Source organism: Nonomuraea fastidiosa (assembly GCF_042751225.1).
Taxonomy (GTDB): Bacteria; Actinomycetota; Actinomycetes; order Streptosporangiales; family Streptosporangiaceae; genus Nonomuraea; species Nonomuraea fastidiosa.
This window is the reverse complement of sequence record NZ_CP170570.1, coordinates 6,765,489-6,790,664: the sequence shown is the minus strand read 5'-3', so window position 1 is coordinate 6,790,664 and position 25,176 is coordinate 6,765,489. Positions and strand designations below refer to the sequence as shown.

At 73.3% G+C, this 25,176-nt stretch carries 25 protein-coding genes and 1 pseudogene; 13 read left to right on the top strand and 13 right to left on the bottom strand.

Features of this window, described 5'->3' with window-relative positions:
- Nucleotides 1-235: 235 nt before the first annotated feature.
- The gene (locus ACFMQL_RS31065; RefSeq protein ID WP_378788317.1) at nt 236-436 is read left to right on the top strand and encodes a hypothetical protein; all 201 of its coding nucleotides are present in this window, start codon (nt 236-238) and stop codon (nt 434-436) included.
- Between the two features lie 36 nt (nt 437-472).
- Here ACFMQL_RS31065 and ACFMQL_RS31060 read toward each other — a convergent pair whose 3' ends face one another.
- The 7 genes from ACFMQL_RS31060 to ACFMQL_RS31030 form a co-directional block, all read right to left on the bottom strand.
- Nucleotides 473-1,840 carry an alkaline phosphatase family protein gene (locus tag ACFMQL_RS31060; protein WP_378788316.1) on the bottom strand — a complete coding sequence of 456 codons (1,368 nt, stop codon included), beginning with the start codon at nt 1,838-1,840 and terminating at the stop codon, nt 473-475.
- Nucleotides 1,837-2,964, bottom strand: a complete 1,128-nt coding sequence (gene eboE / locus ACFMQL_RS31055) for a metabolite traffic protein EboE (RefSeq protein WP_364053052.1) — start codon at nt 2,962-2,964, stop codon at nt 1,837-1,839. The genes ACFMQL_RS31060 and eboE overlap by 4 nt, the downstream gene beginning before the upstream one ends.
- A complete protein-coding gene (locus ACFMQL_RS31050) occupies nt 2,964-3,818 on the bottom strand; it encodes a TatD family hydrolase (protein WP_364053055.1) in 855 nt (284 codons plus the stop codon). Before ACFMQL_RS31050 ends, eboE begins: the two co-directional genes overlap by 1 nt.
- Nucleotides 3,818-4,423: an EboA domain-containing protein gene (locus tag ACFMQL_RS31045; RefSeq protein WP_364053058.1), complete on the bottom strand. Its 606-nt coding sequence runs from the start codon at nt 4,421-4,423 to the stop codon at nt 3,818-3,820. Before ACFMQL_RS31045 ends, ACFMQL_RS31050 begins: the two co-directional genes overlap by 1 nt.
- Nucleotides 4,420-5,310 (bottom strand): sugar phosphate isomerase/epimerase family protein, encoded by an 891-nt coding sequence (locus tag ACFMQL_RS31040; protein WP_364053061.1) that lies wholly within the window; start codon nt 5,308-5,310, stop codon nt 4,420-4,422. Before ACFMQL_RS31040 ends, ACFMQL_RS31045 begins: the two co-directional genes overlap by 4 nt.
- The gene (locus ACFMQL_RS31035) at nt 5,307-6,221 is read right to left on the bottom strand and encodes an SCO3242 family prenyltransferase (RefSeq protein ID WP_378788313.1); all 915 of its coding nucleotides are present in this window, start codon (nt 6,219-6,221) and stop codon (nt 5,307-5,309) included. Before ACFMQL_RS31035 ends, ACFMQL_RS31040 begins: the two co-directional genes overlap by 4 nt.
- A gap of 190 nt (nt 6,222-6,411) precedes the next feature.
- A complete protein-coding gene (locus ACFMQL_RS31030; RefSeq protein ID WP_378788311.1) occupies nt 6,412-7,554 on the bottom strand; it encodes an inositol-3-phosphate synthase in 1,143 nt (380 codons plus the stop codon).
- A 202-nt stretch (nt 7,555-7,756) separates the two neighbouring features.
- Between ACFMQL_RS31030 and ACFMQL_RS31025 the strand changes: the two genes are divergently transcribed.
- Both ACFMQL_RS31025 and ACFMQL_RS31020 read left to right on the top strand, forming a co-directional pair.
- Nucleotides 7,757-8,371 (top strand): PadR family transcriptional regulator, encoded by a 615-nt coding sequence (locus ACFMQL_RS31025; protein ID WP_364053070.1) that lies wholly within the window; start codon nt 7,757-7,759, stop codon nt 8,369-8,371.
- The gene (locus ACFMQL_RS31020; protein ID WP_378788308.1) at nt 8,368-8,790 is read left to right on the top strand and encodes a hypothetical protein; all 423 of its coding nucleotides are present in this window, start codon (nt 8,368-8,370) and stop codon (nt 8,788-8,790) included. The genes ACFMQL_RS31025 and ACFMQL_RS31020 overlap by 4 nt, the downstream gene beginning before the upstream one ends.
- On the opposite strand, the gene ACFMQL_RS31015 is transcribed toward ACFMQL_RS31020, so the two are convergent.
- Nucleotides 8,787-10,604: a glycoside hydrolase family 15 protein gene (locus tag ACFMQL_RS31015; protein ID WP_364053076.1), complete on the bottom strand. Its 1,818-nt coding sequence runs from the start codon at nt 10,602-10,604 to the stop codon at nt 8,787-8,789. The genes ACFMQL_RS31020 and ACFMQL_RS31015 overlap by 4 nt on opposite strands.
- Nucleotides 10,605-10,772: 168 nt before the next feature.
- On the opposite strand from ACFMQL_RS31015, the gene ACFMQL_RS31010 reads away from it, so the two are divergent.
- From ACFMQL_RS31010 to ACFMQL_RS30985, 6 genes are all read left to right on the top strand, one after another.
- Nucleotides 10,773-11,207, top strand: coding sequence for an ATP-binding protein (locus tag ACFMQL_RS31010; protein ID WP_378788306.1), 435 nt, complete (start codon nt 10,773-10,775; stop codon nt 11,205-11,207).
- A 31-nt stretch (nt 11,208-11,238) separates the two neighbouring features.
- A complete protein-coding gene (locus ACFMQL_RS31005) occupies nt 11,239-11,925 on the top strand; it encodes a class I SAM-dependent methyltransferase (RefSeq protein ID WP_364053082.1) in 687 nt (228 codons plus the stop codon).
- 93 nt (nt 11,926-12,018) lie between these two features.
- Nucleotides 12,019-12,813, top strand: coding sequence for a hypothetical protein (locus tag ACFMQL_RS31000; RefSeq protein WP_364053085.1), 795 nt, complete (start codon nt 12,019-12,021; stop codon nt 12,811-12,813).
- Complete coding sequence (locus ACFMQL_RS30995; RefSeq protein ID WP_364053088.1) at nt 12,810-13,940, top strand: hypothetical protein; 1,131 nt, start codon at nt 12,810-12,812, stop codon at nt 13,938-13,940. The genes ACFMQL_RS31000 and ACFMQL_RS30995 overlap by 4 nt, the downstream gene beginning before the upstream one ends.
- A 64-nt stretch (nt 13,941-14,004) precedes the next feature.
- On the top strand, nt 14,005-15,432 hold the full coding sequence (locus tag ACFMQL_RS30990; protein ID WP_364053091.1) for a hypothetical protein: 1,428 nt from the start codon (nt 14,005-14,007) through the stop codon (nt 15,430-15,432).
- Nucleotides 15,429-16,706 (top strand): AAA family ATPase, encoded by a 1,278-nt coding sequence (locus tag ACFMQL_RS30985; RefSeq protein WP_364053094.1) that lies wholly within the window; start codon nt 15,429-15,431, stop codon nt 16,704-16,706. Before ACFMQL_RS30990 ends, ACFMQL_RS30985 begins: the two co-directional genes overlap by 4 nt.
- Before the next feature lie 55 nt (nt 16,707-16,761).
- Here ACFMQL_RS30985 and ACFMQL_RS30980 read toward each other — a convergent pair whose 3' ends face one another.
- Nucleotides 16,762-17,691: a GNAT family N-acetyltransferase gene (locus ACFMQL_RS30980; RefSeq protein ID WP_364053097.1), complete on the bottom strand. Its 930-nt coding sequence runs from the start codon at nt 17,689-17,691 to the stop codon at nt 16,762-16,764.
- 126 nt (nt 17,692-17,817) lie between these two features.
- On the opposite strand from ACFMQL_RS30980, the gene ACFMQL_RS30975 reads away from it, so the two are divergent.
- Nucleotides 17,818-18,363, top strand: a complete 546-nt coding sequence (locus tag ACFMQL_RS30975; RefSeq protein WP_364053100.1) for a helix-turn-helix domain-containing protein — start codon at nt 17,818-17,820, stop codon at nt 18,361-18,363.
- 36 nt (nt 18,364-18,399) lie between these two features.
- Nucleotides 18,400-18,888: an ATP-binding protein gene (locus ACFMQL_RS30970; RefSeq protein ID WP_364053103.1), complete on the top strand. Its 489-nt coding sequence runs from the start codon at nt 18,400-18,402 to the stop codon at nt 18,886-18,888.
- Nucleotides 18,889-18,926: 38 nt separating this feature from the next.
- Here ACFMQL_RS30970 and ACFMQL_RS30965 read toward each other — a convergent pair whose 3' ends face one another.
- Both ACFMQL_RS30965 and ACFMQL_RS30960 read right to left on the bottom strand, forming a co-directional pair.
- The gene (locus tag ACFMQL_RS30965) at nt 18,927-19,691 is read right to left on the bottom strand and encodes a hypothetical protein (protein ID WP_378788303.1); all 765 of its coding nucleotides are present in this window, start codon (nt 19,689-19,691) and stop codon (nt 18,927-18,929) included.
- Nucleotides 19,692-19,767: 76 nt separating this feature from the next.
- Nucleotides 19,768-20,648: pseudogene (locus tag ACFMQL_RS30960) on the bottom strand (Ppx/GppA family phosphatase).
- Nucleotides 20,649-21,195: 547 nt separating this feature from the next.
- Between ACFMQL_RS30960 and ACFMQL_RS30955 the strand changes: the two are divergent.
- Together ACFMQL_RS30955 and ACFMQL_RS30950 are read left to right on the top strand one after the other, a co-directional pair.
- The gene (locus tag ACFMQL_RS30955; RefSeq protein WP_364053112.1) at nt 21,196-22,011 is read left to right on the top strand and encodes a formylglycine-generating enzyme family protein; all 816 of its coding nucleotides are present in this window, start codon (nt 21,196-21,198) and stop codon (nt 22,009-22,011) included.
- Nucleotides 22,012-22,016: 5 nt separating this feature from the next.
- Nucleotides 22,017-23,174 carry a glycosyltransferase gene (locus tag ACFMQL_RS30950; RefSeq protein WP_378788301.1) on the top strand — a complete coding sequence of 386 codons (1,158 nt, stop codon included), beginning with the start codon at nt 22,017-22,019 and terminating at the stop codon, nt 23,172-23,174.
- A 47-nt stretch (nt 23,175-23,221) separates the two neighbouring features.
- On the opposite strand, the gene ACFMQL_RS30945 is transcribed toward ACFMQL_RS30950, so the two are convergent.
- Together ACFMQL_RS30945 and ACFMQL_RS30940 are read right to left on the bottom strand one after the other, a co-directional pair.
- Complete coding sequence (locus tag ACFMQL_RS30945; protein WP_378788300.1) at nt 23,222-24,226, bottom strand: hypothetical protein; 1,005 nt, start codon at nt 24,224-24,226, stop codon at nt 23,222-23,224.
- Nucleotides 24,227-24,246: 20 nt separating this feature from the next.
- Nucleotides 24,247-25,152: a hypothetical protein gene (locus ACFMQL_RS30940; RefSeq protein ID WP_364053118.1), complete on the bottom strand. Its 906-nt coding sequence runs from the start codon at nt 25,150-25,152 to the stop codon at nt 24,247-24,249.
- Nucleotides 25,153-25,176 lie beyond the last annotated feature (24 nt).

Sequence of the window (25,176 nt, the reverse complement as noted above, 5' to 3'; positions counted from 1 at the left end):
CGGCTTCTCATCAACGGCCCGCCCGTCGCGCCCGGCCTCGGCGGGGGTCGTGCGGGGTCGCGGCTCTCCGGCGGCGGATGCGGGGGCGGTGCGCCAGGTGCCCCGCGTGCGCGCACAGGCGCCGGGAGGGGTCCCGGGCCGTGTGCCGCACAATGGGGCTCTCCACGGCTCCGGCCGTCCCGTCCGACCGCCGTTCGCGTGGCCAGAGGAATGTGGCCAGAGGAAAGATCCCCCGATGAACTTGCCGGTGCTGGCCGACTGGCTGACCTTGATCTTCGCGCCGATCGTCATCGTCTGCGCCTTCCTCATCTGGCGGGCGCAGCGGTCCGTCCGGGGCGTCGAGGGCGCGGTTTCCGCTCTGGGCCGGCTGGCTCAGGTCGCCATGGTGGTCTGCGTCGCGCTTTTGGCGATCGTCAGGATCGCATGGGGTTCCTGAGCGGAGTCCCGGCCGGCTCCCAGGGCGGTGACCCGCTCACCGGGCGAGGCGGAGCAGCAGGTCCTTGACCTCGGTGGCCGCGTACCGCTCCCGGGCCTGCGCGGGGTCGGAGCAGAGCAGGACGGGCGCGTCGGCGGGATCGGCCGGCAGCAGCCCGTGCGAGCCGCGTACGGCGCGCGCGCCCGCGTCCAGCCCGACCACGCTCATGAGGTAGCGCAGCCCCAGCTTCTTGCGCAGCAGCGCGAGACCGGCGCGCCGCTTGGCGGCTCCCGGCGCGGCGGGGTCGAAGAACAGCTCGGCCGGGTCGTAGCCGGGCTTGCGGTGGATCTCGACCAGGCGGGCGAAGTCGGGGGCGCGGGCGTCGTCCAGCCAGTAGTAGTACGTGAACCAGGCGTCCGGCTCGGCGAGCAGCACCAGTTCGCCGGAGCGGGGGTGGGCGAGGTCGTGGGCGGCCTTGCCGTCCTCGTCGAGCACGGTGCCGACGCCGGGCAGGGCGGCGCAGAGCTTGGCCACGGCGGGCACGTCGGCGGGGTCGCGGACGTAGACGTGCGCGATCTGGTGGTCGGCGACGGCGAACGCCCTGGACGTCCACGGGTCGAGGTACTCCATGCCGTCCTGGGTGTGGACGCGCAGCAGCCCTTCGGAGCGCAGCATGCGGTTGACGTGCACGGGGCGGCCGACGCCGGTGATGCCGTACTCCGACAGCGCCACCACGGTCCGGTCGCCTGCGACGTCCAGCAGCGGCGCGAGCTCGGCGTCCAGCTCGGCGGCGGCAGCGGCGGCGCGCGGGTCATCGGGGCCGTAGCGCTGCAGGTCGTAGTCGAGGTGCGGCAGGTAGGCGAGGGTGAGGTCCGGGTCGTACGCGGTCATGATGTGCCGGGTGGCGCGGGCGATCCAGCGGGAGGAGGCGATGCCGGCGCCCGGCCCCCAGTAGCTGAACAGCGGGAACGTGCCCAGCCGGGCGGTCAGCTCGTCGTGCAGTTCCGGCGGGTCGGTGTAGCAGTCGGGTTCCTTGCGGCCGTCGGCGTAGTAGATGGGCCTGGGCGTGACGGTCCAGTCGACGTCGGCGCCCATGGCGTACCACCAGCAGACGTTGGCCACCGTGTAGCCGGGGCGTTCGCGCCGCGCGGCCTGCCACAGCTTCTCCCCTTCGACCAGGGCGTTGTGCTGCCGCCAGAGGAACACCTCGCCGAGGTCGCGGAAGTACCAGCCGTTGCCGACGATGCCGTGTCCCGACGGAGGCAGGCCGGTGAGGAACGTGGACTGCACGCTGCACGTGACGGCGGGCAGCACGGTGCCGAGCCCCGCCTGGAAGCCGCGCTCGCCGATCGCGCGCAGCCGGGGCATGTGGGCGAGCAGCCGCGGGGTCAGCCCCACCACGTCGAGGACCAGCAGCTTGGTCATGCCGTCACTCCCGCCTTCCGCAGCTCGGTACGTGCGAACTCCAGCTCGGCCGCGATGCCCGCGGCCAGCTCCGCGGGGGTGCGCGGGCGCAGCGCGGCGGGCAGCACGCTCCAGGTGTAGGTCTCGACGTCGTAGTGGTCGCACAGCGGCTCGGGCCCGCCGGCCAGCTCGGCGACCGCGTCGCGCAGCACGGGGGCGGTGGTGGCCAGCGGCGCGGCGGGGGCGGCGTGCAGCGGCACGTGGTAGTGGACCCGCCAGGTGCCGGGCAGGCGGCGGTCGAGCGCCTCGTCCAGGTCGTCGGCGCGCTCACCGGTCCTCGTACGCGTCTGGTGGAGGAAGCGCGGCTCGGCGTACTCGCGCAGCGCCTCGGGCTCGGCGGTCTCCAGGGCGGCGGAGAGCTGCACCTTCACGATGGGCAGCCCGGCGGCGGCCAGCGCCTTGAGCGCGGCGGCGGGCTGCTCCCAGGCGCAGGCGAGGTGGGCGAGGTCGAGGCAGACGCCGAGCCGTTCGGTGTCGGCGTGCGCCAGGTGGGCGACGGCCTGCTCGGTGGTCTCCACGACGCAGCCGGGCTCCGGCTCGAACGCGACCCTGATCGTCCGCCCGGTCGCCGCCTCGACCTCCGCCAGCCCGGCGGCCAGCTCGTCCAGATGGCGGGCGGCGGCATCGGCCATGGCGGCGTCCCAGGGCTCGCGCCAGCCGAGCGGCAGCGTGGAGATCGAGCCGCGCGCGGCGTCGTCCGGCAGCAGCCCCGCCAGGACGCGGGCGAGATCCAGCGTGTACGTCAGCCGCTCCCGCTCGGTCCAGTCCGGCCGGTAGACGGCGTGCTTGACGACCGGGTCGTGGAAGGCCGCGTACGGGAAGCCGTTGAGCGTCACCACCTCCAGGCCGCGCGCGTCCAGCTCCCTGCGCAGCCGCCCGAGCGCGGACGGGTCGGCGGCCAGCGTCCCGGCGACGGGAGCGGCCAGCCACAGGCCGAGGCCGAGCACGTCGGTGCCGAGGCGGTCGCGGACGGGGGCGGCGTACGCGTCGAGCTGGGCCACGATGCCGTCGAGGTCCTCGGCGGGGTGCACGTTGGTGCAGTAGCCAAGGTGCAGCGGCGTGCCCGACGGATGCAGGAGCCGCATCACTCGCCGCCGCGCTTGATCGAGCTGCCCGCGAACGTCGGCTCGTCCGCGCCGGCGACCGCCGACAGGTCGAGCCGCCCCGACTGGCCGTAGAACTCGACGGGGTTGCGCCAGAACACCTTGTCCACGTCGTCCTCGTCGAACCCGGCCTTCAGCATCGCCTCGGCCGTCTCCAGCGTCAGCAGCGGGTCGGAGACGCCCCAGTCGGCGGCCGAGTTGACCAGCATGCGCTCCAGGCCGTACCGGCGCAGGATCTCCACCATGCGCGGCGGTGACATCTTCGTCTCCGGATAGATCGAGAACGCCGCCCAGCAGCCCGAGCCGTGCACCAGCTCGATCGTCACCTCGTTGAGGTGGTCGATCACGACCCGCTCGGGCGCGATGCCGGATGCCGCGACCACCTCCAGCGTGCGCCTGGTGCCGCGGGCCTTGTCGCGGTGCGGGGTGTGGACGAGCGCGGGCAGCGCGTGCTCGACGGCCAGGGCGAGCTGGCGTTCGAACGCGTCGTCCTCCTCCGGCGTCATCGAGTCGTAGCCGATCTCGCCGACCGCGACCACCCGGTCCTTGTCGAGGTAGCGGGGCAGCAGGTCCAGGACGGGACGGCAGCGCGGGTCGTTGGCCTCCTTGGGGTTGAGCGCGATCGTGGCGTGGTGCACGACACCGAACTGCGCCGCCCGGTACGGCTCCCAGCCCAGCAGCGAGTCGAAGTAGTCGGTGAACGAGCCGGGGTTGGTGCGCGGCTGGCCGAGCCAGAACGCCGGCTCGACCACGGCGCGCACGCCCGCGGCGGACATCCTGGCGTAGTCGTCGGTGGTGCGCGAGGTCATGTGGATGTGGGGGTCGAAGATGCGCATCAGGTCTCCTCGCTGGTGAGGCGGCTCAGGAGGGCGGCGGCGTCGGCGGGCATGGGACGTCCGGCCGCGGCGCGCTCCTCGGCGAACGCGGCCAGCATCTCCGCCAGCTCGGCGTCCGCCCGTTCGCCGAGGCCGTGCACCGCGTCCAGCGGCACGCCCATGAACACGCACTTCAGCACCGCCTGCCGCCAGGCCGGCGGGTCCAGGTGGCGGGCGTAGGGGCCGAGCGCGGCGGCCAGCAGGCGGGCGTCGTTCGTCCGGATGGCGTCGAGCAGCAGCGGCACCGCCTGCGCGCCTATGGGCAGCAGCGGCAGCGCCTTCAGCACGGCGCGCTTCTCGTCGGCGTCGCCGTACTGGTAGAAGGCCGTGACGTCCCCGGCCACCCGGTCGGGCGGCAGCGCGGCCAGCAGCAGCGCCCTGGCCGCCTCGTCGGCCGTCCAGCCGGGGGCGTCGGGCAGCTCCGCCCGCCCGGCCTTGCGTCCCGCCGACGAGAACGGCCGCACGGCCGACTCCGGGCGTTCCGCGGCCTTCGCCAGCGCCTCCTCCAGCCAGGGCCATCCGGGGGTGCCGGTCAGCGCCTTGCGCAGTGCGTCGATGGTGGTCACGCGCCGCCTCCCTCCGTCGTGGGCACGCGCCCCTCGCCTGCTCCGGTACGTACGAGGCGGCGCGATGCTTCCTCGGCGCGGCGCAGGAAGGCGAGTGAGCGGGCCGCCACGTCCGGGGCGGCGTGCGAGTGCCTGGGCAGCTCGACGGCGACCAGGCCCCGGTAGCCGGAGTCGGACAGCGCCCGCAGCACCGGCGGGAAGTCGATCTCGCCCTCCCCGAACTCCAGGTGCTCGTGCGTCCCGCGCCGCATGTCGTCGATCTGGACGTTCACCACGTGCCCCGCCACGGCCGTCACGCAGTCGGGCACCGGGTCGGGCTCGTTGCAGCGGCAGTGCCCGATGTCGAGCGTCAGGCCGAACCCCTCCGGCTCGCCCAGGGCCTTCCGCAGCCTGCGCCAGCCCGCGATCGTGTCGACCAGCATGCCGGGCTCGGGCTCGAACCCCAGCGGCATCCCGCCGGCGTGCTCCAGCACCTGCGCGCATCCGGCCACCAGCCGTTCCCAGGCCGCTGCGGGCGGTACGCGGGCCGGGCGCACCCCCGACCAGAACGACACCGCCTCCGCCCCCAGGTCGGCTCCCACGGCGACGGCGCGGCGCAGGAAGCCGACCCGCTCGGCGCGGTCGTCGTCGAGCAGGGTGGGCGCGTGCTTGCGGCGCGGGTCGAGCAGGTAGCGGGCGCCGGTCTCGATCACCACGGCCAGGCCCAGCGTGCGGAGCCGGTCGGCGACCTCGGCCACCCTGCGGGCGAGGCCGGGGGCGAACGGGTCGAGGTGGTGGTGGTCGAGGGTGAGCGCGACGCCGCTGTAGCCGAGGCCGGCGATGATGTCCAGCGCGTCGGTCAGGCGGTGATTGGCGAAGCCGTTGGTGCCGTAACCGAACCTGATCATGTGGGCGACACCTTCCTGGCCAGGCGGCGGGCGAGCGGCACCGCCGCGGCGAGCGTGACTCCGGCGAGCGGCCTGCCCGCCCTGGCGGCCAGCGCGCCCTGGAGCGCGGGCAGGCTGACGATCCCGGCCGTCACGGCGTCCCTGACCCTGCTCGCGGAGGGGTCCGAGACGGCTCGCGCTTGGGGGCGGCCGAACTGCGCGGCGTACCAGAGCGCCAGCGCCCCCTGCGCGGGCGCCGCCGGTCCGCCGGCCGTTCGGACCTGTCCGGAGGGAACGGCGGCGGTCGTGGCCAGCGCCAGGGTGGCGGCCAGCGTGGCGGCGGGGCGGGCCGAGGTGGTCCCGGCCGTCTCGCCCCGCGACAGATCGGTCAGCAGGTACGTGTGCGCCGCCACGGTCAGCGCCGCGGGAACCGCCGCACCCGACGAACGGCCCGGTCCGGCTGGTGCGGGGCGCGGGGCGGCGGGCGAGGGTGCCGACGTGGTGCCCAGCAGCACGTTCAGGCCGCGGCAGAGCGCCATCACCAGCGGTCCGGCCCGGGTGTTCTTGGCCACCAGATCGTACGCCCACACCGCCCCCGCCAGCGGCGCGGCGACCGCGAGTGCGCGCCGCCCGCCGGTGAGCCCCGCGACGGCGAGGCCCGCGGCCGTGAGCCCGGCCGCCACCGCCAGCGCCTCCCCCGGCCGCACCCGCCCGGACGGGATCGGCCGCTCCGGCCGCTCGGCCGCATCGAGGTGCCGGTCGGCCCAGTCGTTGGCCGCCATCCCCGCCCAGTACAGGCAGACCGACGAGCAGACCAGCCCGGCCGTCCCGGGCCCCAGCGCCTTCCCCGCAGCGGCTCCGGCGATCACGTCGCCGGGCACCGACAGCGCGGCCGGGGCCCGCACGAGGTCGATCAGGTCCCGAAGTCTCACATCCGCGCTCCTTTCGCCGGCGACCCTGCGCTCGACCGGCTCACCCGCCGAGGTCCCCATGCGGGGTGGAGGTGCCCCGGGCCGCCGCGCACGAGCCGCGGGCGGGTGACCGCGCCCCGATGCGTGGGCGGGACGGACGGCGCGTGGGCGGGCAGGAGGACGGGTTTCGAGAGGACGGACGGACAGGAGGTCACCGAGCGGGCTCCAGGGTGTCGATGAAGGCGCACAGGGCCTGCCACTGCTCGGCGAGCCCGTGCGGGACCTCTCCCAGGGGGTCTTTGAAGAAGAAGGCCAGCTCGGGCAGCGGCCCCACGCGGCCGAGCCGGTGCGCGGCGGCGGTGAGGCGGGCCAGGTCGAGGATGAGCGGCGCGGCGAGCGCGGAGTCGCAGCCGTGCCAGGTGAACTCCATCCGCATCGCGGTCCCGAGGAAGCCTTCGAACGTGACGAGGTCCCACGCGGTCTTGAAGTCGCCCAGGTCCTCCAGGTAGTCGATGCGGGTCTCCCCCTGGGGCGCGTAGCCGAGGGTCTCGGCGAGGACGCGCTGCTTGCTCGCGGCCTTGGCGGCGTTGGCGCCGGGGCGGGCGAGGTTGGCGCCGTCGCCGCCGCCGAGCAGGTTGACGCCCGACCAGGTGCGGACCTTCAGGTTGCGCTGGGCGAACATCGGGGCCAGCACGGACTTCACCAGCGTCTCGCCGGTCTTGCCGTCGTGCCCGCCGTAGGGCAGGGAACGCTCGCGGGCGAGCGCGTCGAGCGCGGGCAGGCGGGCGCCGGTGGAGGGGGTGAAGTCGACGTACGGGCAGCCGGCGTGGAAGGCGGCGTAGGCGGCGAGCGCGCTGGGCGGCAGGACGTTGCCGGGACGGTCGAGCGTGGCGCGCAGCGCGGGCAGCTCGGCGTGGGCGGGATGCGGCGGCGGGGCGGGCTCGGTGGTGGAGACGTTGATGACGACGACGCGTTCGAGGTCGTGGCGGCGGCGGAAGGCGTCGAGGTCGGCGCTGATGGCGGCGGCGGTCTCGGCCTGGCGGGCGGCGGAAGGTAACGGGCGTAAGCGCTGGTCGATGGCCGTCAGCTCCGCCTGCACGGCCGACGCGACGGCCGCCGGCACGACCCCGGCCGCGGCCAGCTCGGCGGCTTTCTTGTCGAGCGGCACCGAGGTGACGTCGTGTCCGCCGAACACCAGGTCGCCGATCCCCGGCCGGACGCGGTCGCGCAGCGCGGGCGACTCGAGGACGCATCCGGTGGGGCCGGTCAGGCCCGACCTGACGGCCAGGGCACCGATCATGCTGGTGACGGCGACCGAACCACGGGCTCCGATCAGCCATGCTCCCGTTCTCATGCGCTCTCCTCCGGCGGGCGGTCGGCTGGGCGTGGAGATGATCGGGCTTTCGTGTTGAGAATGCGCTCGAATGCGCCGTCGATCAAGCAGGAACCGACGCCTGTTCACATTCACCCGCCGATACTCTCCCTAATATGGCGAGTTGCACTATGAGGGGTCGGCTGGGTTAAAGTGCGAAGCGCACGAGAAGCGGAGGGGAACGATGGCGCGACGTCCCGACCTGGTCGGCCTGACCGTGCTCGCCATGCTGTCGGTACGCCCGGCCCACCCCTACGAGCTGCACCGCTTCATCGTCGACACGCACAAGGACTACGTGACCGGCCTGCCCAGAAGTCTCTACCACGCGGTCGAGAAGCTGGCCGGCCAGGAGCTGATCGTCCCCGTCGAGACGAGCAGGCAGGGCCGCCGTCCCGAACGCACCATCTACGAGATCACCGACGAGGGCCGCCGCGAGCTGGCCACCCGGCTGCGCGCCCTCCTGGAGAGCCCGCAGGGCGAGCGCCGCACGTTCACCGCCGCCGTCTCCCTCATGGGGGTGCTGCCGGTGCCCGACGCGCTGCAGTCGCTGCGCACCAGGGCGGCCTCCCTGGAGGGCGAGCTGGCCGGGCTCAACGCCCACCTCGAGGCGCTGCGCACCTCCGGGCTGCCGGAGGTGCTGACGGTGGAGCTCGACTACGAGCGCACGCTCAGCGAGGCCGAGCTCGGCTGGATCAGGGGGCTCATCGCCCGCCTGGAGTCGGGCGAGCTCACCTGGTCGGGCACCGTCAACCAGGGCCTGCTCGCCGAGGTGCTCGACGAGCAGGAGAGCGAGTCATGAAACGCGGCCACCGGGGCGCGCCGGCGCTCGCCGAGGCGGCCGCGATCCTGGAGGCGCCGGTCGCCGCGGTCTGGGACGCGCTGGCCGGCGAGCTGCTGCCCGACGGGCGGCGCTCCGGCCGGTTCACCGTCGAGGACGCCCCAGGACACACCTCCACCGTCGAGATCTCCGGGCGCACGATCGCGTTCCAGGGCGGCTGGTGGTACCGGGGCGAGTGGAGCGTCGAGCCGCACCCGCAGGGCGCGCTGCTCGTCCACCGCGTCTTCAACGTGGCGCGGACGGCGCGCTGGGCGGTGCCGCTGGCCAACCGCATGTTCGTCGGGTTCGCGGCGGAGACGCGCCGGGCGTTCGAGGCCAGGCTGGCGGCCGTCGCCGGAAGGCTGGGGTGTGCCACCCGGCCGGTCGAGGCCGCCCCCTAGCCGAGCGCGTGGTCGAGGTTGAAGGCCGCGCTGATGAGCGCGAGATGCGTGATGGCCTGCGGGAAGTTGCCGAGCTGCTCGCCGTTGTGCCCGATCTCCTCGGCGAAGAGCCCGAGGTGGTTGGCGTAGGTGAGCATCTTCTCGAACGCCAGCCTCGCCTCGTCCAGGCGGCCCGCACGGGCCAGCGCCTCGACGTACCAGAAGGAGCAGATCGAGAAGGTGCCCTCGGGCCCCTCCAGCCCGTCCGGGCTGACCTCGGGGTCGTAGCGGTAGACCAGCGAGTCGGAGACCAGCCCCGCGCCGAGCGCGTCGAGCGTGGACAGCCACTTGGGATCGGTCGGCGAGACGAACTTGGCCAGCGGCATCATCAGGATCGAGGCGTCCAGCACGTCCTCGTCGAAGTGCTGCACGAACGCGCCGAGATCAGGCCGCCAGCCGTGCCGCATGATGTCGCGGTAGATGTTGTCGCGGGCGTGCCGCCAGCGGGGCATGTCGGCGGGCAGGCCGCGCTGGGTGGCCATGCGCATCGCGCGCTCGATCGCCACCCAGCACATCAGCCGCGAGTAGACGAAGTTCTTGCGCCCGCCGCGGGTCTCCCAGATGCCCTCGTCCGGCTGGTTCCAGTTGTCGCAGACCCAGTCGACCAGCGTGCACACCTCCTCCCAGCGGTCGCTGGAGATCGGCGCGCCCCACTTGTTGTAGAGGTAGACGGAGTCGATGAGCGCCCCGTAGATGTCGAGCTGGAGCTGGTCGGCGGCGGCGTTGCCGATGCGCACGGGGGCCGAGCCGCGGTGGCCCTCCAGGTGGTGCAGCTCCTGCTCGGGCAGGTCGCAGCGGCCGTCGATGCCGTACATGATCTGCAAGGGGCCGTCGCGGCCGCCGCGGCCGAGCGAGACGTGGTCGGACAGGAAGCTCATGAACGCGTCGGCCTCCTCGGTGAAGCCGAGCCTGAGCAGCGCGTAGACGCAGAACGCGGCGTCGCGGATCCAGACGTAGCGGTAGTCCCAGTTGCGGCCGCCGCCGATGCGCTCCGGCAGGCTGGTGGTGGGCGCGGCGACGATGCCGCCGGTCGGCGCGTACGTGAGCAGCTTGAGCGTCAGCGCCGAGCGGTGCACGACCTCGCGCCAGCGGCCCCGGTAGCGGGAGGCCGACAGCCAGCGCCGCCAGAAGCGCACGGTGGCGGTGAACTCCGCCTCCGCCTCCTCGGTCGGGCAGCCGCGCGGCGCGATGCCGGGCGCCATGTTGTCGAGGGCGAATACGGCGTGCTCGCCCTCGTTCAGCTCGAAGGTCGTCCAGGCGTCGCGCTCGTCGGTCTGCAGCGGCACGCTGGAGGTCAGCGCGAGCGCCAGCGCCGGCGAGGCGAAGGTGACGGTGCCCGCCTCGCGGGTGACGACGTGGGGCTGCCTGGCGTAGTCGAAGCGGGGCGCCACGCGGGCGTGGAACGGGATGCGGCCGCGTACGCAGGAGACACGGCGGATCAGCCGGTGCCGGTCGGCCTCGCTGGGGTCGGTGGCGATGGGCATGAAGTCCTGGATCTCGCCCACCCCGTCGTCGGCGAAGAACCGGGTGATCAGCACGTTGGTGTCGGGGAAGTAGAACTGCTTGGTCGTCGCGGGCACGTCGGCGTGCAGCTCGAAGGAGCCGCCCTTGCCGGCGTCGAGCAGGGCGGCGAAGACGCTGGGGGCGTCGAATCGCGGGCAGCAGTACCAGTCGATCGTGCCGTCGGTGCCGACGAGCGCGACCGTGCACAGGTCGCCGATCAGCCCGTGCTCGCCGATCGGCAGGTATCGGGAGTCACCACCGGGTGCCTGCATGTCACCAACGTACGCCGACGCCCGTTTTGTCGGGTTCTGTGCCGTGTCAGAGCCGCGTCAAAGGCCCCGAGATCTTCGTCAGCGCGCCGGCGGGGTTTGGCGATCTTCTGCTCGGTCAGGTGCCGGACGCCCGCCGATCCTCCCGGCCCTCGGCGGGCACGAAGGACGATGGCATCCGAGTTCGAACTGCGCTGTCCCATCACGGCCGACCTCGGCCTGATCAGGGACCTGGTCCGCCTGCACGGCCGCTGCTGCGGCCTTCCCGAGCGGCGCCTTGACGACCTCGTGCTGGCGACCAATGAGGCCGTCACCAACGTGCTCGACCACGGCGGCGCCTCCGGCGTGCTGACCGCGCGCGGCCTCGCCGACGGGGTCATGGTGCAGGTGCTGGACGTCGCCGGGCTGCTCACCGGCGGCCACCTCGCCGCCGCCGCGCTCGACCGGACCGCCTCGCACGGCTACGGACTGTGGGTGATCCGGCATCTGTGCGACGCGGTGACGGTGGAGCAGACCGGCGCGGGCTCACTGCTCAGCATGTGGGTCTGCCACGCCCCGGAGCGTCCGGCCGGCGACGGCTCCCGGCGGCAGCGCATAGGGGGCTGATCTTCGCGGGGTCCCGGGTTACGTTCGGAGCATGCGTCAAACAGGCACGGGCCCCGGCCCCATCACCCCTGACGGATCCCCTGTCGAGTTCTACACCCTCGTCGGCGCCGGCTCGGAACCCGACCATGTCGCCGAGGTGACCCCGCACGGCGGCACGGTCCTGGAGCTGGGCTGCGGCGTCGGGCGGGTGACACATCCGCTCATCGAGCGCGGCTTCACGGTGGTCGCCGTGGACGAGTCGCCGGACATGCTGGCGTACGTGCGGGGCGCGCGTACCGTCCTGTCCCGCATCCAGGACCTGCACCTGGACGAGCGCTTCGACACCGTCATGTTGGCCTCGCAGCTCGTCAACACCCCCGACGACGCCGAGCGGCGCGAGCTGCTCGACGCCTGCGTCCGGCACGTCAAGCCGGGCGGGTCGGTGCTCATCCAATGGATGCCGGCCACGTCGCAGGACCGCTGGCAGGTGGGCAGGAGCCGCTCGGAGGGCGACATCACGATCAAGATGGCGTCGTACGAGCCGGTCCGGCCCGGCGTGGCGGCGGTGACGATGGAGTACGGCTACGTCAAGGACGGCACCAGGAAGGTCTGGACGCAGTCCTTCGAGTCGCTGCGGCTGACCGACGACGAGCTCGCCGCGCAGCTCGCGGCGGCCGGGCTGCGCCTGGACCGGTTCCTCACCGAGGACCACACGTGGGCGGTCGCCAGGCCGGCCTGACCCGGGCGGGCGCCTTTACAGTGTAGATCTCAGCATGGCGCCGATCTTCCCCGATTTACTGGAAAATGCTGGGACTGTTGGTAAAGTCGCGCCATGAGTGACCGGCTGGACGATCTCGAACGGCGGATCGACGAGCTGCGTGCGGCCGTGCGCAAGGCGATGCGCGCCAGGGACGGCGCCACCGCGCGCGTGCTGCGGGCCGAGCTGCGCAGCGCCGAGCGCGCCTGGGACGCCCTGGTGTGCGGCACCGAGCCGGTCAAGGAGGAGCCGCCGCGCCTGGTCACCGTGCGCGAGCAGGTGCACCAGGGGCTGCGGCTGCTCGGCGCGCCCGCCCAGCCCCGGCTGATCGTGGCCGTCAGCGACGCGTTCTTCGGCGGCACCATCCGCAGCGGCCAGCTCACCAGCCTGCGCAGGGACGAGGAGCGCTCGTTCCGGTCCTCGCCGTACGGCCGGCCGTACTACCTGTGCGCGGCGCTCACCGACCGCCTCTCCCCCGCCCGCGGCCTGCTCACGCTGAGCACCTGGCCGCTGGAGCGGCGCGTGGTCGGCCCGCTCAGCCCCCGCGTCGACTTCCTGACCTGCGCCATCGCGGTGGCCCGCGAGCACGCGGCGCGGGAGCGGGAGGGGCGTGAGCCGCTGGATGAGCGGGCGAGCCGCTTATTGCTGCGCATGGCCAGGAACATCCCCGGCGCCACGGACGGCACGCTGGGCCCGCCCGACCCCGAGCGGGTGACCCGCGCGGCCCAGGCCGAGCTGCGCGTCCACGTCGATCGCGACACGCGGGACCGCGCTGAGCTGGCCGAACGCGCCGCCGCGCAGCTCGGTGACGCCGCCCGGCTGTTCGGCGCCGCTACGCTGAGCACGATCAAGAAGGAGAACGCCAAGTGAGCGGCTTGAAGCGCGAGGGCGACCACGTGCACCGCCTGGAGGCGCTGCGGGGCACCACGCCGCCGCGGCCGCACGACGCCCGCGCCATCGCGGCCCTGGCCGCCAACCCCGGCTGTGCCCGCCGGGCCCTGCTCGACGGCGCCGGCATCGACAAGGACGCCGCCGCCCGCCACCTCGGCTTCCCCGCCCCGTTCGGGCAGTCGCCGTTCGCGATCACGCGCGGCAACATGTTCGAGGCGCAGGTGAAGGCCGACGGGTGCGCGGAGCTGCTGCGGATGCTGCGCGAGCTGCTCGGGCTGCCCATCGCGGAGGTCGCCTACCACGACGTGGAGAACGTCGGCGCCCACCTGCGCCACGCCCACACCAGGGCGCTGATCGACCGGGCGGCCCGCGACGAGCACGACGCGGGCACGCTGTACGACCATCCGCTGCTCACGCTGGAGATCGCCGGGCACACCGCCTACCTGGAGCCCGACGTGGTGGCCTTCCAGCTCGGCGGGCGCTTCCACATCGTGGAGATCAAGTCGTTCGCGGTGATCGACGGTCAGGCCGACCCGTCGGCGGTCGCGGCGGCCGCCCGGCAGGCCGCGGTCTACGTGCTGGCGCTGCGCACGCTGCTGGAGGAGCTGGGCCACGACCCGCTCAAGGTCTCCCACGACGTGGTGCTGGTCTGCCCGGAGAACTTCGCCAACCGTCCGGTCGCGTCGCTGGTCGACGTACGCAAGCAGCTCGCGGTGCTGCGCCGCCAGCTCACCAGGATGACCACGCTCGACCGGCTGCTCGCCGACCTGCCCGACGACCTCAGCTTCGACCTGCGTCCCGACGAGGACGGCCGGCCCACCAGGCCGGTGGCCGAGCTGGCCGACGCGCTGCGCAGGACGACCGCCCGCTACGCGCCCGACTGCCTGTCCACCTGCGACCTGTGCTTCTTCTGCCGCGACGAGGCCCGCCAGGAGGGCGCGTCCGACCTGCTCGGCCGCCAGGTGCGCGACGAGCTGGGCGGGGTCGCCTCGGTCTCCGAGGCGCTCGGCCTGGCCGACGGCACGCTCGACCCGGCCGAGGGGCAGGAGGAGATCGCCCGCCTGCTCCGCAACGCCGAACGCCTGCGAAGAGAGTGCCTCGCATGAACCCGCGACCGATCCCGCCGCCGGCCCCGCCGCTGCGCCCGGCGCCCCAGGGGGAGGGCCAGGCATGAGCCTGCTGACCTCGCTCGCCCGGCTGCGCGCCCTCGACGAGGGCATCGCCCAGCCCGTCGCGACCGTCAGGCACTGCCACCTGTCCGAGCGGCCCATGGTGTTCATCCCGCTGAAGCTGTCGGGCGAGGCCGCCGCGCCGCTTGCCGCGATGCTCGGCACCGACCGCGACCGGCCGCACCTGCTCGTGGTGACCCAGCCGCGCAACCGCGACCTGCGCTTCGCGTGGGCGGCGCAGGTGGCCGACGTGCTGCTGCCGTACATCGAAGGCTTCCTGCACGACACCGAGACGGTCGAGCGCAGGAACGCCGACCCCTACGAGCGTGCGCTGGACGCCCCGCAGCTCATCGTGCCGAATCTGGGCGGCGTGGCGTTCACCCGGCTGCTCGGCCGCTCGACCCGGTTCCGCCGCCCCGACGGGCCCTACCCGGTGCCGGAGTCGGTGCCGCTGCTCGGGCGGTGGCTGACCTATCTCGGGGAGCGGGCCGCGTACCCGGGGTCGTCGCTGATGCTGGCCGCGACGCAGGAGCTGGGCCGCCACTGGGCCAGCGGGCAGAGCGCGCTGGAGGACGCCAACCTGGCCTCGCTCATCGGCTGGATCACCACCGGGCCCAGCGACGAGGCCGAGGACCCGCTGATCTGGCCGCCCGCGGGGCCCGCCACCGATCCGGGGTTCGACGCCGAGGTGCTCGCCCCGGCGATGGAGAGCGGGTCGCCCGAGCGCATCACCGAGGCGCTGCGCACCCAGCTCGAACCCACCTGGCGGCTGATGTGGCAGGCGATCGACCTGCTGGCCGGGCTGCCCGAGGGCGCGAGCGTGGCACAGCGGTGGGAGCAGGACCGCGGCTCGTTCAGCGGCATGGCGGAGAGCATCGCCGAGGGCGCGCCGCCGCAGCCCCGCCGCGACGGCGCGGTGGCCGCCGCGGCCCGGCTGGCCCGCATGGAGCGCGCGCAGGCCGCCTACGAGGTGCAGCGCGCCTACGACGACCCGCTGGTCATGGCCGAGTACCGCCTGACCGGTGAGGCGTTCGCCGGCGAGGTCGTCGAGACGGTGCCGGACAACACCGAGGGCGAGGGCCGTTCGCGCAAGCTCCGGCCGCTCGTGGTGATCAAGACGGACGATCCGGTCCGCCTGGCGCCCGGCACCTCGCTCGGCACCCCGCAGCGCCGCGGCCAGGGCGCCGAGCTGGTGGAGGCGGCCGAGGGCCTGGTCACCCTGAAGATCACCAAGGGCATGGGCCGGGGCAAGACGCCCGCGCCCGGAGCGGTGCCCGAGGTCGGCGAGCGGGTCTGCTACACCTCGCTCACCGACGACTTCCAGGGCTCGCCCGCCCTGCCCGAGGCCGAGGCCACGCCGTGGACGCACGGCGGCCCGCCGCAGGAGTACGTGCCCGACGACGAGGACGCTCTGGAGGACTGGTCGTGACCGACAGCCCCGAGCAGGTCATCAGGAACGTCCTGGCCGACCTGCCCAGGCACCGCGGCGTGGTGGTCGACTCGCCGCCCGGCGCGGGCAAGTCGACCCTCGTCGTACGCGCCGCCGCGCACATCGCCGCGACCGGCGAGCCACTGATGATCGTCGCCCAGACCAACGAGCAGGTCGACGACCTGGTGGCCAGGATCTGCGACAAGCATCCGCACCTGACCGTGGGGCGGCTGTCGGCGAGCGGGTACGTGCCGCCGCTGCGCATGCTGGAGCTGCCCGGCGTCCGCGTCGGCACCCGCATCCAGGACCTCGGCGACCCCGACATCGTCATCGCCACCGCCGACAAGTGGGCGTGGATCGGCGACCGGGTGTGGCCGTGGGCGATCGTGGACGAGGCGTACCAGATGCGCTCGGACAAGCTGCTGCGCATCGCGGGGCTGTTCGAGCGGGCGCTGTTCGTGGGCGATCCCGGGCAGCTCGACCCGTTCTCGATCGTGGACGGCGACCGCTGGTCCGGCCTGTCGTGGGACCCGCTGCAGAGCGCGGTCGCGGTGCTGCTGCGGCACAATCCCGACCTGCCCGTGCACCGGCTGCCGGTGTCGTGGCGGCTGCCCGCGTCGGCGGCGCCGGTGGTGTCGCAGGCGTTCTATCCGTTCACCGGGTTCCGCTCGGGCACCTCGGAGGGCGAGCGGTGGCTCGAGCTGTCCACCGGCGGCATGGGCACCGTGCACGACCGGGCGCTCGAGGAGGCCGCCAGGTCCGGGTGGGCGCTGCTGGAGCTGCCCAACCGCCACACCGTGCGCACCGACGGCGAGGCCGTGCAGGCGGTGGCGATGCTGGCCGAGCGGCTGCTGCAGCGCGGCGCGGTGGCGGGCTCGGAGCAGGGCGAACGGCCCGTGACGGCCGACAGGATCGCGGTCGGCGCGGCGCACCGGGACCAGGTGGCCGCCATCCGCGCCGCGGGCCTGCCGCCCGAGATCACCGTCGACACCGCCAACCGGCTACAGGGCCGCGAGTACGACGTCACGATCGTGCTGCACCCGCTGTCGGGCCGCCGCGACGCCACGGCGTTCCACCTGGAGTCGGGGCGGCTGTGCGTGCTGACGTCCCGGCACCGGCACGCCTGCGTGGTGGTCGCCAGGGCGGGCATCGCCGAGCTGCTGGACGCGCACCCGTCGGCCGAGCCGGTGCAGCTCGGGGTGCCGGTGAAGTTCCCCGACGGCTGGGAGGCCAACCAGGCGGTGCTCGAGCACCTGGCCGAGCACCGCGTGTGAGGCCGGGACGTCCATCGCAGGCGGCATGGTGGCGGCGCCGGGTCGGAGAGGCCGGTCATAGGCGGCGGCGCCAGACGTCGACGATGAGGACCGGGCGCATGCCCGCCGACTCGTACAGGTCCAGGGCCGGCGTGGTGTTGTTGGAGTCGACGTGCAGGAGCGTCCCCTTGCGCCCGCGGGCGGCGTCGGCGGCGAACGCGTGCCGCAGCAGGAACCGGCCGAGCCCCCGGCCCCGGTATTCGGGCAGCACGGCCAGCGTGGCGACGTAGCCGCACTGCTCGTCGGCCACGAACTGGTCGTTGCCGACGACCACCGCCGCCGGGTCGCCGTTCACCCTGGCCAGCGTCAGCTGCGCCCAGTCGGTCGCGGACATGGCCTGGCGGCGCTGGTACCACTCCTCGTACGGGACCGCGACGAAGCCGAAGTGCTCCGCGAACGCCACCTGGTGCACCTGGTGGGCCTGGCGCCGCACCTCCTCGCTCTCCCCCGTGTGCAGGGTGACGCCGCCGGGCACCTCCGGGGCCTCGACCGGGCCGTCGTGGTCGATGCGCATGCGGTGGAAGCAGGTGCCGGGCTCGAAGCCGAACCTGCCGAGCGTCTCCTGCTTCTCGCGGTCGGCGCGGTAGACGCCGGAGTGCAGGGTGACGCTCTCGTGCCCGCACGCGGCCCCGAGCTCGGCGGCGCGGTCGAGCACCAGCCGCCACAGCTCGTCCGCCAGGTCCTGGACGCCGGGGCGGACGATGACGTCCACGTCCACCAGGTCGCTGTCGCCGTTGCGGTAGACCCAGGCGTGCCCGTCGAGCCGTCCGTCGGGGGCGTAGGCGTTCCAGCCGTCCCTGGCGGGGTGGAAGCCGGGCTCGTTCAGGTCGTCCACGATGTCGGCGAGCGTGGTGTCCGGCTCGCCGATGACCTCTGTGTTGCGCGCCGAGACAAGCTCGAAGATGGCGGGGGCGTCGTCCGCCGTGGGCCGCCTGATGGTGTACATGCTCCGGATTGTCCCCAAACCCCGGCGAAACCGCCTCTCCTTTTCCGTACCGGCGGCGGGGGCGGGGGGCATGCGCCGTAGAATGAAGGCGCATACTTACCGGCCGACAAGTCGAAAAGGTGTGAAGTGCGCGAAGACACCCGAACCCGCATCCAGGAAGTCGCCCTCCGGCGCTTCACGGAGCAGGGATACGAAGCGACCTCGCTGCGGGAGATCGCCGAGGAGCTCGGGGTGACGAAGGCCGCACTTTACTACCATTTCAAGACCAAGGACGACATCGTGGCCAGCTTGGTCGAGAAGCGGCTGATCGAGCTGGAGAAACTGCTGGAGTGGGTGCGCAGCCGGCCGAAGACGCCGGAGACGCGCCGCGAGCTCGTCGAACGTTACGCCGCCGACCTCCGCGACTCCCGCCACCACGGCATCGCCCGGTTCCTGGAGCGCAACCAGACCGCGCTGCGCGACCACCCCACGCTCATCAAGATCCGCGAACGGATGATGGAGCTGATCTCCGAGCTCAGCGAGTCCGGCGCCACGCCCACCGAGCGCGTCAGCTATTCGCTGGCGCTCTTCGCCCTGCACGCGGGCAAGTGGCTGCTGAAAGAGGACGAGCTGCCGGAGGAGGAGATCCAGAAGGCGACGGTCGAGGTGGCGCTCCGGCTCCTGGACGCCTGACCGCGATTTCCGGCGCGATGCCCCCTATACGGACGAATGGGGCGGCATTTTCGGGGCAGTGACCCGTCACGCATCCAAAGGGGAGGAGACGTGGTGGAGGCTACGATAGCGCTCCGACTGCCCAGGGATGCGGCTAGCGTGCCGCTGATCAGGCAGCTGCTCGACGGCACGCTGCGGTCGCTCGGCGTCGAGCCGCAGGTGCGCGACGACATCGAGCTCATGCTCACCGAGGCGTGCTCCAACGTCATCAAGCACGCGGGGCCCAGCGACGATTACACGGTCAGCGCGTCCGTCCACGACCACCTGTGCGTCATCAAGGTCATCGACACCGGCGGCGGCTTCGACCCGCGCAGCCTGCTCGAACCCGAGCCGGGCGCCGAGCAGGGGCGCGGGATGCAGATCATGCGCGCGCTCGCCGACGACGTCCGCTTCACCAACCGCCGCGAGCACGGCGCGGTCGTCTGCCTGGAAAAGCGCCTGCGCTACGCCCCCGGCGCCGCCGGCCGCCACCTCATGGCCACCTGACCCCTCCCCCTGGCGGCCCCCTCCCCCTGGCCGACCGCTCACCGCCCTTGGGGTATCCGCTCCCCCACGCTGCTGCTCTCGGGACGCCCGCTCACTGCGCTCTCCGGTGCTTGCTCGCCCGCCGGACGGTCGTCACGACGGTCCTGCGCGCCCGGTTCTTGATCGTCGGCGTGGCGTCCGGCACGTTCCAGCCGGTCGTCGCTCCGGCCCGCCACGCGGTGCGCGTGGTCACCGGCCCGGCTGTTCGCGCGGCCCAGGCTGTCGCCGGCCCGGCCGTTCGCCTGCTTCAGCTCCAGCCCGCCCGTCTCCCCGCTGCGGGGCTCCGGTCTCACGCCTGGGCCTGCTCGCCCGACGTGCGGCTCCCGTCCCACGCCCGAGCCCGCCTGCCCGGCACGAGACTCCCGTCCCATGTCCGAACCCGCCTGCCCGGCGCGAGACTCCCGTCCCACGCCCGAGCCCGCCTGCCCGGCGCGAGACTCCCGTCCGACGCCCGCTTGCCCCGCGGCGGGCCGCGCGTGCGGTTTCCGCTCCGCGAGGTCCGGGCTCGCGGCCGGGCGGGACGCCGGGCCGGCTTCCGCCGCCGAGCCGGCCCTGGCCGCTGCCGGGCGGGGTGATGTCGTGCGGGGGTTCTGGGTGGAGCGCTGGCCGGTGGGGAGGCGGAGGAGCCGGAGGAGGCGGGTCATGGCTTTTCGCCAGCGGATCATCGTGGCGGCCAGGCCGAGGAAGGTGAGCATCGAGGCCACCGCGATGAGCAGTACCGCCGAGACGATGAGGACCAGGACGACCATCAGGGTCCCGATCAAGCCGAGCACGGTCATCATTCGCCGGACAATGCCCGCCCACCAGCGGTTTATTCCAGGGATTTGGGATAGATCAAGGTTACTTCGCCCCGGCGTCGAGCTGGTCGAGCCGTCCGGGCATGAGGTCGAGCCGCCGCAGGATGACGCCTTCGCGCAGCGCCCACGGGCACACGTCGAGCCGTTCCACCTCGAAAATGTCCATCGCCGCGTCCGCCACCAGCGCCCCGGCGGCGAGCTGCGCGGCCCTCCCCGGCGACACCCCCGGCAGCCGGGCGCGCGCGGCCGACTCCATGGTGGTGAGCTTGGCCGCCCAGTCGGCCATGTCCTGGCGGGACAGGGAGCGGGCGGCGTACGGGCCCTCGCTGGAGGGCGCCGCGCCGGCGATCCTGGCGAGCTGCTTGAAGGTCTTGGAGGTGGCGACCGCGCGGTCGGGACGGCCGTACCGCATGACGTCGCCGACCGTGCGGGCGATCTCGGCGCGTACGTGCTTGCGCAGGCCGCGCACCTCCTCGGGGCCGGCGGGTCGGCGGTGAACCAGTCGCGGGTCAGCCGTCCGGCCCCGAGCGGCAGCGACACGGCGACGTCGGGCTCCTCGTCCACGCCCGCGGCGATCTCCAGCGAGCCGCCCCCGATGTCGAAGGCCAGCAGCCGCCCCGACGACCAGCCGAACCACCGCCGCACGGCGAGGAACGTCAGCCGCGCCTCGTCACGCCCGGACAGCACCGCGATGTGCACGCCGCAGCGCCGGTCGATCCGCGCGAGCACCTCCTCGCCGTTGGCGGCCTCGCGTACGGCGGAGGTGGCGAAGGCGAGCAGGTGCTCTACGCCCTTGTCCTCGGCGATGCGGACGGCCTCCTCGACGAAGTCGCCGAGCCGCTCGACGCCCTCCTTGCCGAGGTTCTGGTCCTGGTCGAGGTATTCGGTCAGGCGCAGCTCGGCCTTGTGGGAGAAGGCAGGCATGGGGCGCGCGCCGCGGTGGGCGTCGACGACCAGTAAATGGACGGTGTTCGAGCCGATGTCCAGCACGCCGAGTCGCATGGGAGAACACGCTACCGTTCTGCGGCTTTCGCAAGGTGATCGGGCTGAGCCTCCCGAAACGCCACCTTCGCGATGCGACCGGGTGCGGAGCTTCCCGGAACGTTGCTCTCGCGATGTGACCGGGTGCGGAGCCTCCCGGAACGTTGCTCTCGCGATGCGACCGGCTGGAGCCCCCGCTGCACCCTGGGGGCACACTCCCGGGGCGGGGATCTCCCGGACCGACCGCGGCGCCCACCGCCGTCTCGCCCCGCCGCGTGATCGTGGGCACGCTCCAGGCACTACCCTTCCTTGGTGGCATGACACGTTTGGGGGACCTTTGACCGCTTGTTGTGGCCCGAGCAGGGAGAGCGCCGCCGGGCCGTCTCAGGAGGCCGCCGGGCCGTCTCAGGAGGCCGCCGGGCCGTCACACGAGGCCGTCCGGCTCGCCGCGCCCACGCCGGCGCGTAAGCGCAAGGCGACGACGCGCGGGATGGTGCGCATCCCCGGCGGGACGTTCCTCATGGGCGGCGACGACCCGGACGGCAGGCCGGAGGACGGCGAGGGGCCGGTGCGCGAGGTGCGCCTGGACCCGTTCCTCATCGACGCGGCATGCGTGACGAACGCGCAGTTCGCCACGTTCGTCAAGGAGACCGGTTACGTGACGGAGGCCGAGCGCATCGGCTGGTCGTTCGTGTTCTACCAGTTCGCCAGGGCCGGGGTGATGGACGCGACCGTGCCGGGCGCGCCCTGGTGGGTCGGCGTCGAGGGCGCCACGTGGCGCTCGCCCGAGGGGCCCGGCTCGTCGATCGGCGACCGGCAGAATCACCCGGTCGTGCACGTGTCGTGGAACGACGCCGCCGCGTACGCCGAATGGGCGGGCAAGCGGCTGCCCACCGAGGCCGAGTGGGAGATGGCGGCCAGGGGCGGCCTGGAGCGCAAGCGCTACCCGTGGGGCGACGAGCTGGCGCCGAACGGCCGGCAGCGCTGCAACATCTGGCAGGGCCCCTTCCCCACCGCGCCGAGCAAGGGGACGATGCCGGTCAAGTCGTTCCAGCCGAACGGCTACGGCCTCTACAACGTCGCCGGCAACGTGTGGGAGTGGACGGCCGACTGGTGGGGCACCGAGTGGGAGCCGTACGCGGAGAACCCGCTCGGCCCGGCGGACGGCACGGCGAAGGTGATCAGGGGCGGCTCGTACATGTGTCACGATTCCTACTGCAACCGTTACCGCGTGGCGGCGCGCACGTCGAACACGCCCGACTCGTCGACCGGGCACACCGGCTTCCGCTGCGCGGCCATAGTCTGAGCGTCATGTCACGAACCCTGCGACTGCTGATCACCGGCGGCGGCACCGGTGGTCACACCTACCCGGCCCTGACGACCCTGTCGGCCGTCCAGCGACGTCAGGTGCCGCACGACGTGCTCTGGGTGGGCACCGCCAACGGCCTGGAGGCCCGCATCACGGCCGAGCACGGCATCCCGTTCAAGGCGATCACCACGGGCAAGCTGCGCCGCCGGCCCAACCTCAAGGAGCTGGGCACCAACATCGCCGACATGTTCCGCATCCCGATCGGGGTGCTGCAGGCGGTGGGGCACGCCGCCCGGTACCTCCCCGACGTGGTGCTGTCGACGGGGGGTTACGTGGCGGTGCCGATCGGCGTGGCGGCCAAGCTGATCCGCAGGCCGCTGGTGATGCACGAGCAGACGACCGTGGTGGGGCTGGCCAACCGCATCCTGGCCAGGCTGGCGACGCGGATCGCGCTGTCGCACGAGTCGTCGCTCGACTACCTGCCCGCCAAGGCCCGCAAGAAGGCCGTGGTGACCGGCAACCCGATCAGGCCGGAGCTGCTGCAGGGCAACCGGGCGGCGGCGTACGACCTGTTCGGGCTGACGTTCGAGGTGCCGCTGATCTACGTGACGGGCGGCGCCCAGGGCAGCAAGCAGATCAACACGCTGATCATGGAGATCCTGCCGCGGCTGCTGCCGCACGCGCAGATCGTGCATCAGTGCGGCCCGGCGTGGATCGACCAGATGCGGGCCGTGGAGCTGCCGCCCGACCTGACCGAGCGCTACCACCCGGTCCCGTACGTCGGCAGCGAGCTGGCCGACCTGTTCGCCGCCGCCGACGTGGTGATCTCGCGCAGCGGCGCGGGCACGGTGTCGGAGCTGACCGCCATCGGCAAGCCGTCGGTGCTGATCCCGCTCATCCCGACCGGCGGCGACGAGCAGCGCAAGAACGCCTCCTACCTGGCCTCGGCGGGGGCGGCGCGGGCGCTGCTGGAGCCGCATCCCACGGGCGAGATGCTGCTGGCCGAGCTGATGCCGCTGCTCGCCGATCCTGAGCTGCGGCACACGATGGGGCAGGCGGCGGCCAAGCTGGGCCGGCTCGACGCGGCCGAGGCGCTGTGCGACCTGCTGCTGGAGACCGCGAGCTACGGCATGCCGCAGGTCTACACCGGCGGCCGGTAGGTCCCGCTCTCCTGGCGGACGGTCGGGGCATCTCCGGCCCGCCGCCGTCAGGGCGCCTTGGAGGATCCAGGGTCCGACTCACGAGATCCAGGGTCCGACCCACGAGATCCAGGGTCCGACCCACGAGATCCGGGGCCGGCTAGGGGATCCGGGGTCCGGCTCGGCGGTTCCCGGGTCCAGGGAGCGGAACGCCTCGCGGGCGGAGCTGATGCTCCGCCTGAGCGCCTGTTCCAGCCGGTCCGCGTCCTGGGCCAGGCGCTCGATCTCCGGTACGGCGAGCCCGCCGGCGCCGTCTCGGCGACCAGCTCCTCGTACTGGTGCATCCGCCCGCGCAGCTCCTCGATCTGCTGGTGCGCCAGGTACGCGCGCTCGGCCTCGCCGACGTTGGCGGCGTAGCGCTCCAGCGCCTCGACCCTGGCCAGCACCGCCGCCTCGCTGTCGTCGAGCGCGCGGGCCAGCGGCTCGGCCACGGCCTCCACCTCGGGGGTGAGCCCCTTGGACACGGTCTCCCTGTGCTTGGTGCGCAGCGCGGACAGCTTGGCGAGCAGCCGGGCGATCTCCCACTCCTGGGCGGGCAGCATCACGCCGTTGCGCACGTCGTCGAGCAGGCCCTCGGCGTTGACGCGGGAGCCGGTCACGGAGGCGATGGCGCGCTGGGCGCGTTCCAGCAGGCGGGCGGCCGACTCGTCGAGGTCGTCGGGGAGCACGTAGCGGCCCTCGTACCAGCGCAGCCGCTCGTAGAGCCCGCGCTCGTACTCGGTCACCTCGTCCTCGAACAGGTCGTCGCGGGTGAACACCACCATCAGCAAGGGAAGGCCGAGCACGAGGAGCAGCAGGAGGCTGACGCCGATGCGCAGCGCGCCGAAGCCGAGCAGCACGCACAGGAAGACAGCGGCACTGGCGGCCACTGCCCTGCGCACGCGCCTGCCGGAGCTGCTCGCCCTGGGCCGGGGCACCCAGCCGGCGCGCATCTTCAGCAGGACACGGCGGCCGTCGCTGAGCAGCCGGGCGTCGTCGGGCGGTATTTCCGGATCGATCACCATGTCCGCCACAGCCCGGATCCTAAGCGAAGTCAGTCGCCGAGGTGGCGGAAAGCCTCGTGCGCGGAGCTGACGCTGTCGCGCAGCGCCTGCTCCAGGCGGTCGGCGTCGTCGGAGAGCCGCTTCAGTTCGGGGATCTCGGCGCCGTCCGCGCCGGTCTCGGCCAGCAGCTCCTCGTAGCGGTGCAGCCTGGCCCCGAGCCGCTCGATCTGGCTGCGGGCGCGGTAGGCGCGTTCGGCGTCGGCGACGTGACCGGCGTAGCGTTCCAGCGCCTCCACGCGGGCGAGCACCGCCTTCTCGCTGCTGTCGAGCGCGCGGGCCAGCGGCTCGGCCACCGCCTCGACCTCGGGGGTGACGCCCTCGGCGATGATCGCCTGGTGCTCGGCGCGCAGCTCCGACAGCTTGGCCACCAGCCGGGCGATCTCCCACTCCTGGGCGGGCAGCATCACGCCGTTGCGCGCGCCGTCCAGCAGCCCTTCGGCGTGCACGCTGGACGACATGACCTGGTCGATGGCCGTCTGGGCGCGGGTGAGCAGCGCCCTGGCCTGCTCGTCGAGGCGGTCGCGCAGCACGTAGCGGCCCTCGTGGGCGCGGGCGATCTCGTAGACCTCGCGTTCCAGGGCCATGCGCCGCCGCGTCTGGGCGTCGGGCCGCGGCTTGAGCAGGACGGCGACCATGAGCAGCGCCGACGCCGTCATGATCACCACGAACGGGGTGTAGCGCTCGGCGTTGAACAGCACGAGCCCGTAGACGGCCGCCATCAGCGCGGTCACCGCTGCGGCGGCCCGTGCGGCGCCCGCCAGCGGCAGGCGGCCCATGGAGGGCGGCACCCACCCGGCCCGCATCCTGAGCAGGAGCTTGCGGTTGTCGCGGAGCACCGCGGCGACCTCGTCCGGCACGGACGGATCGACGATGACCTTCGCGTATCGTCCGGGCACGTCCTCGATCCTCCGCGCGTGTTC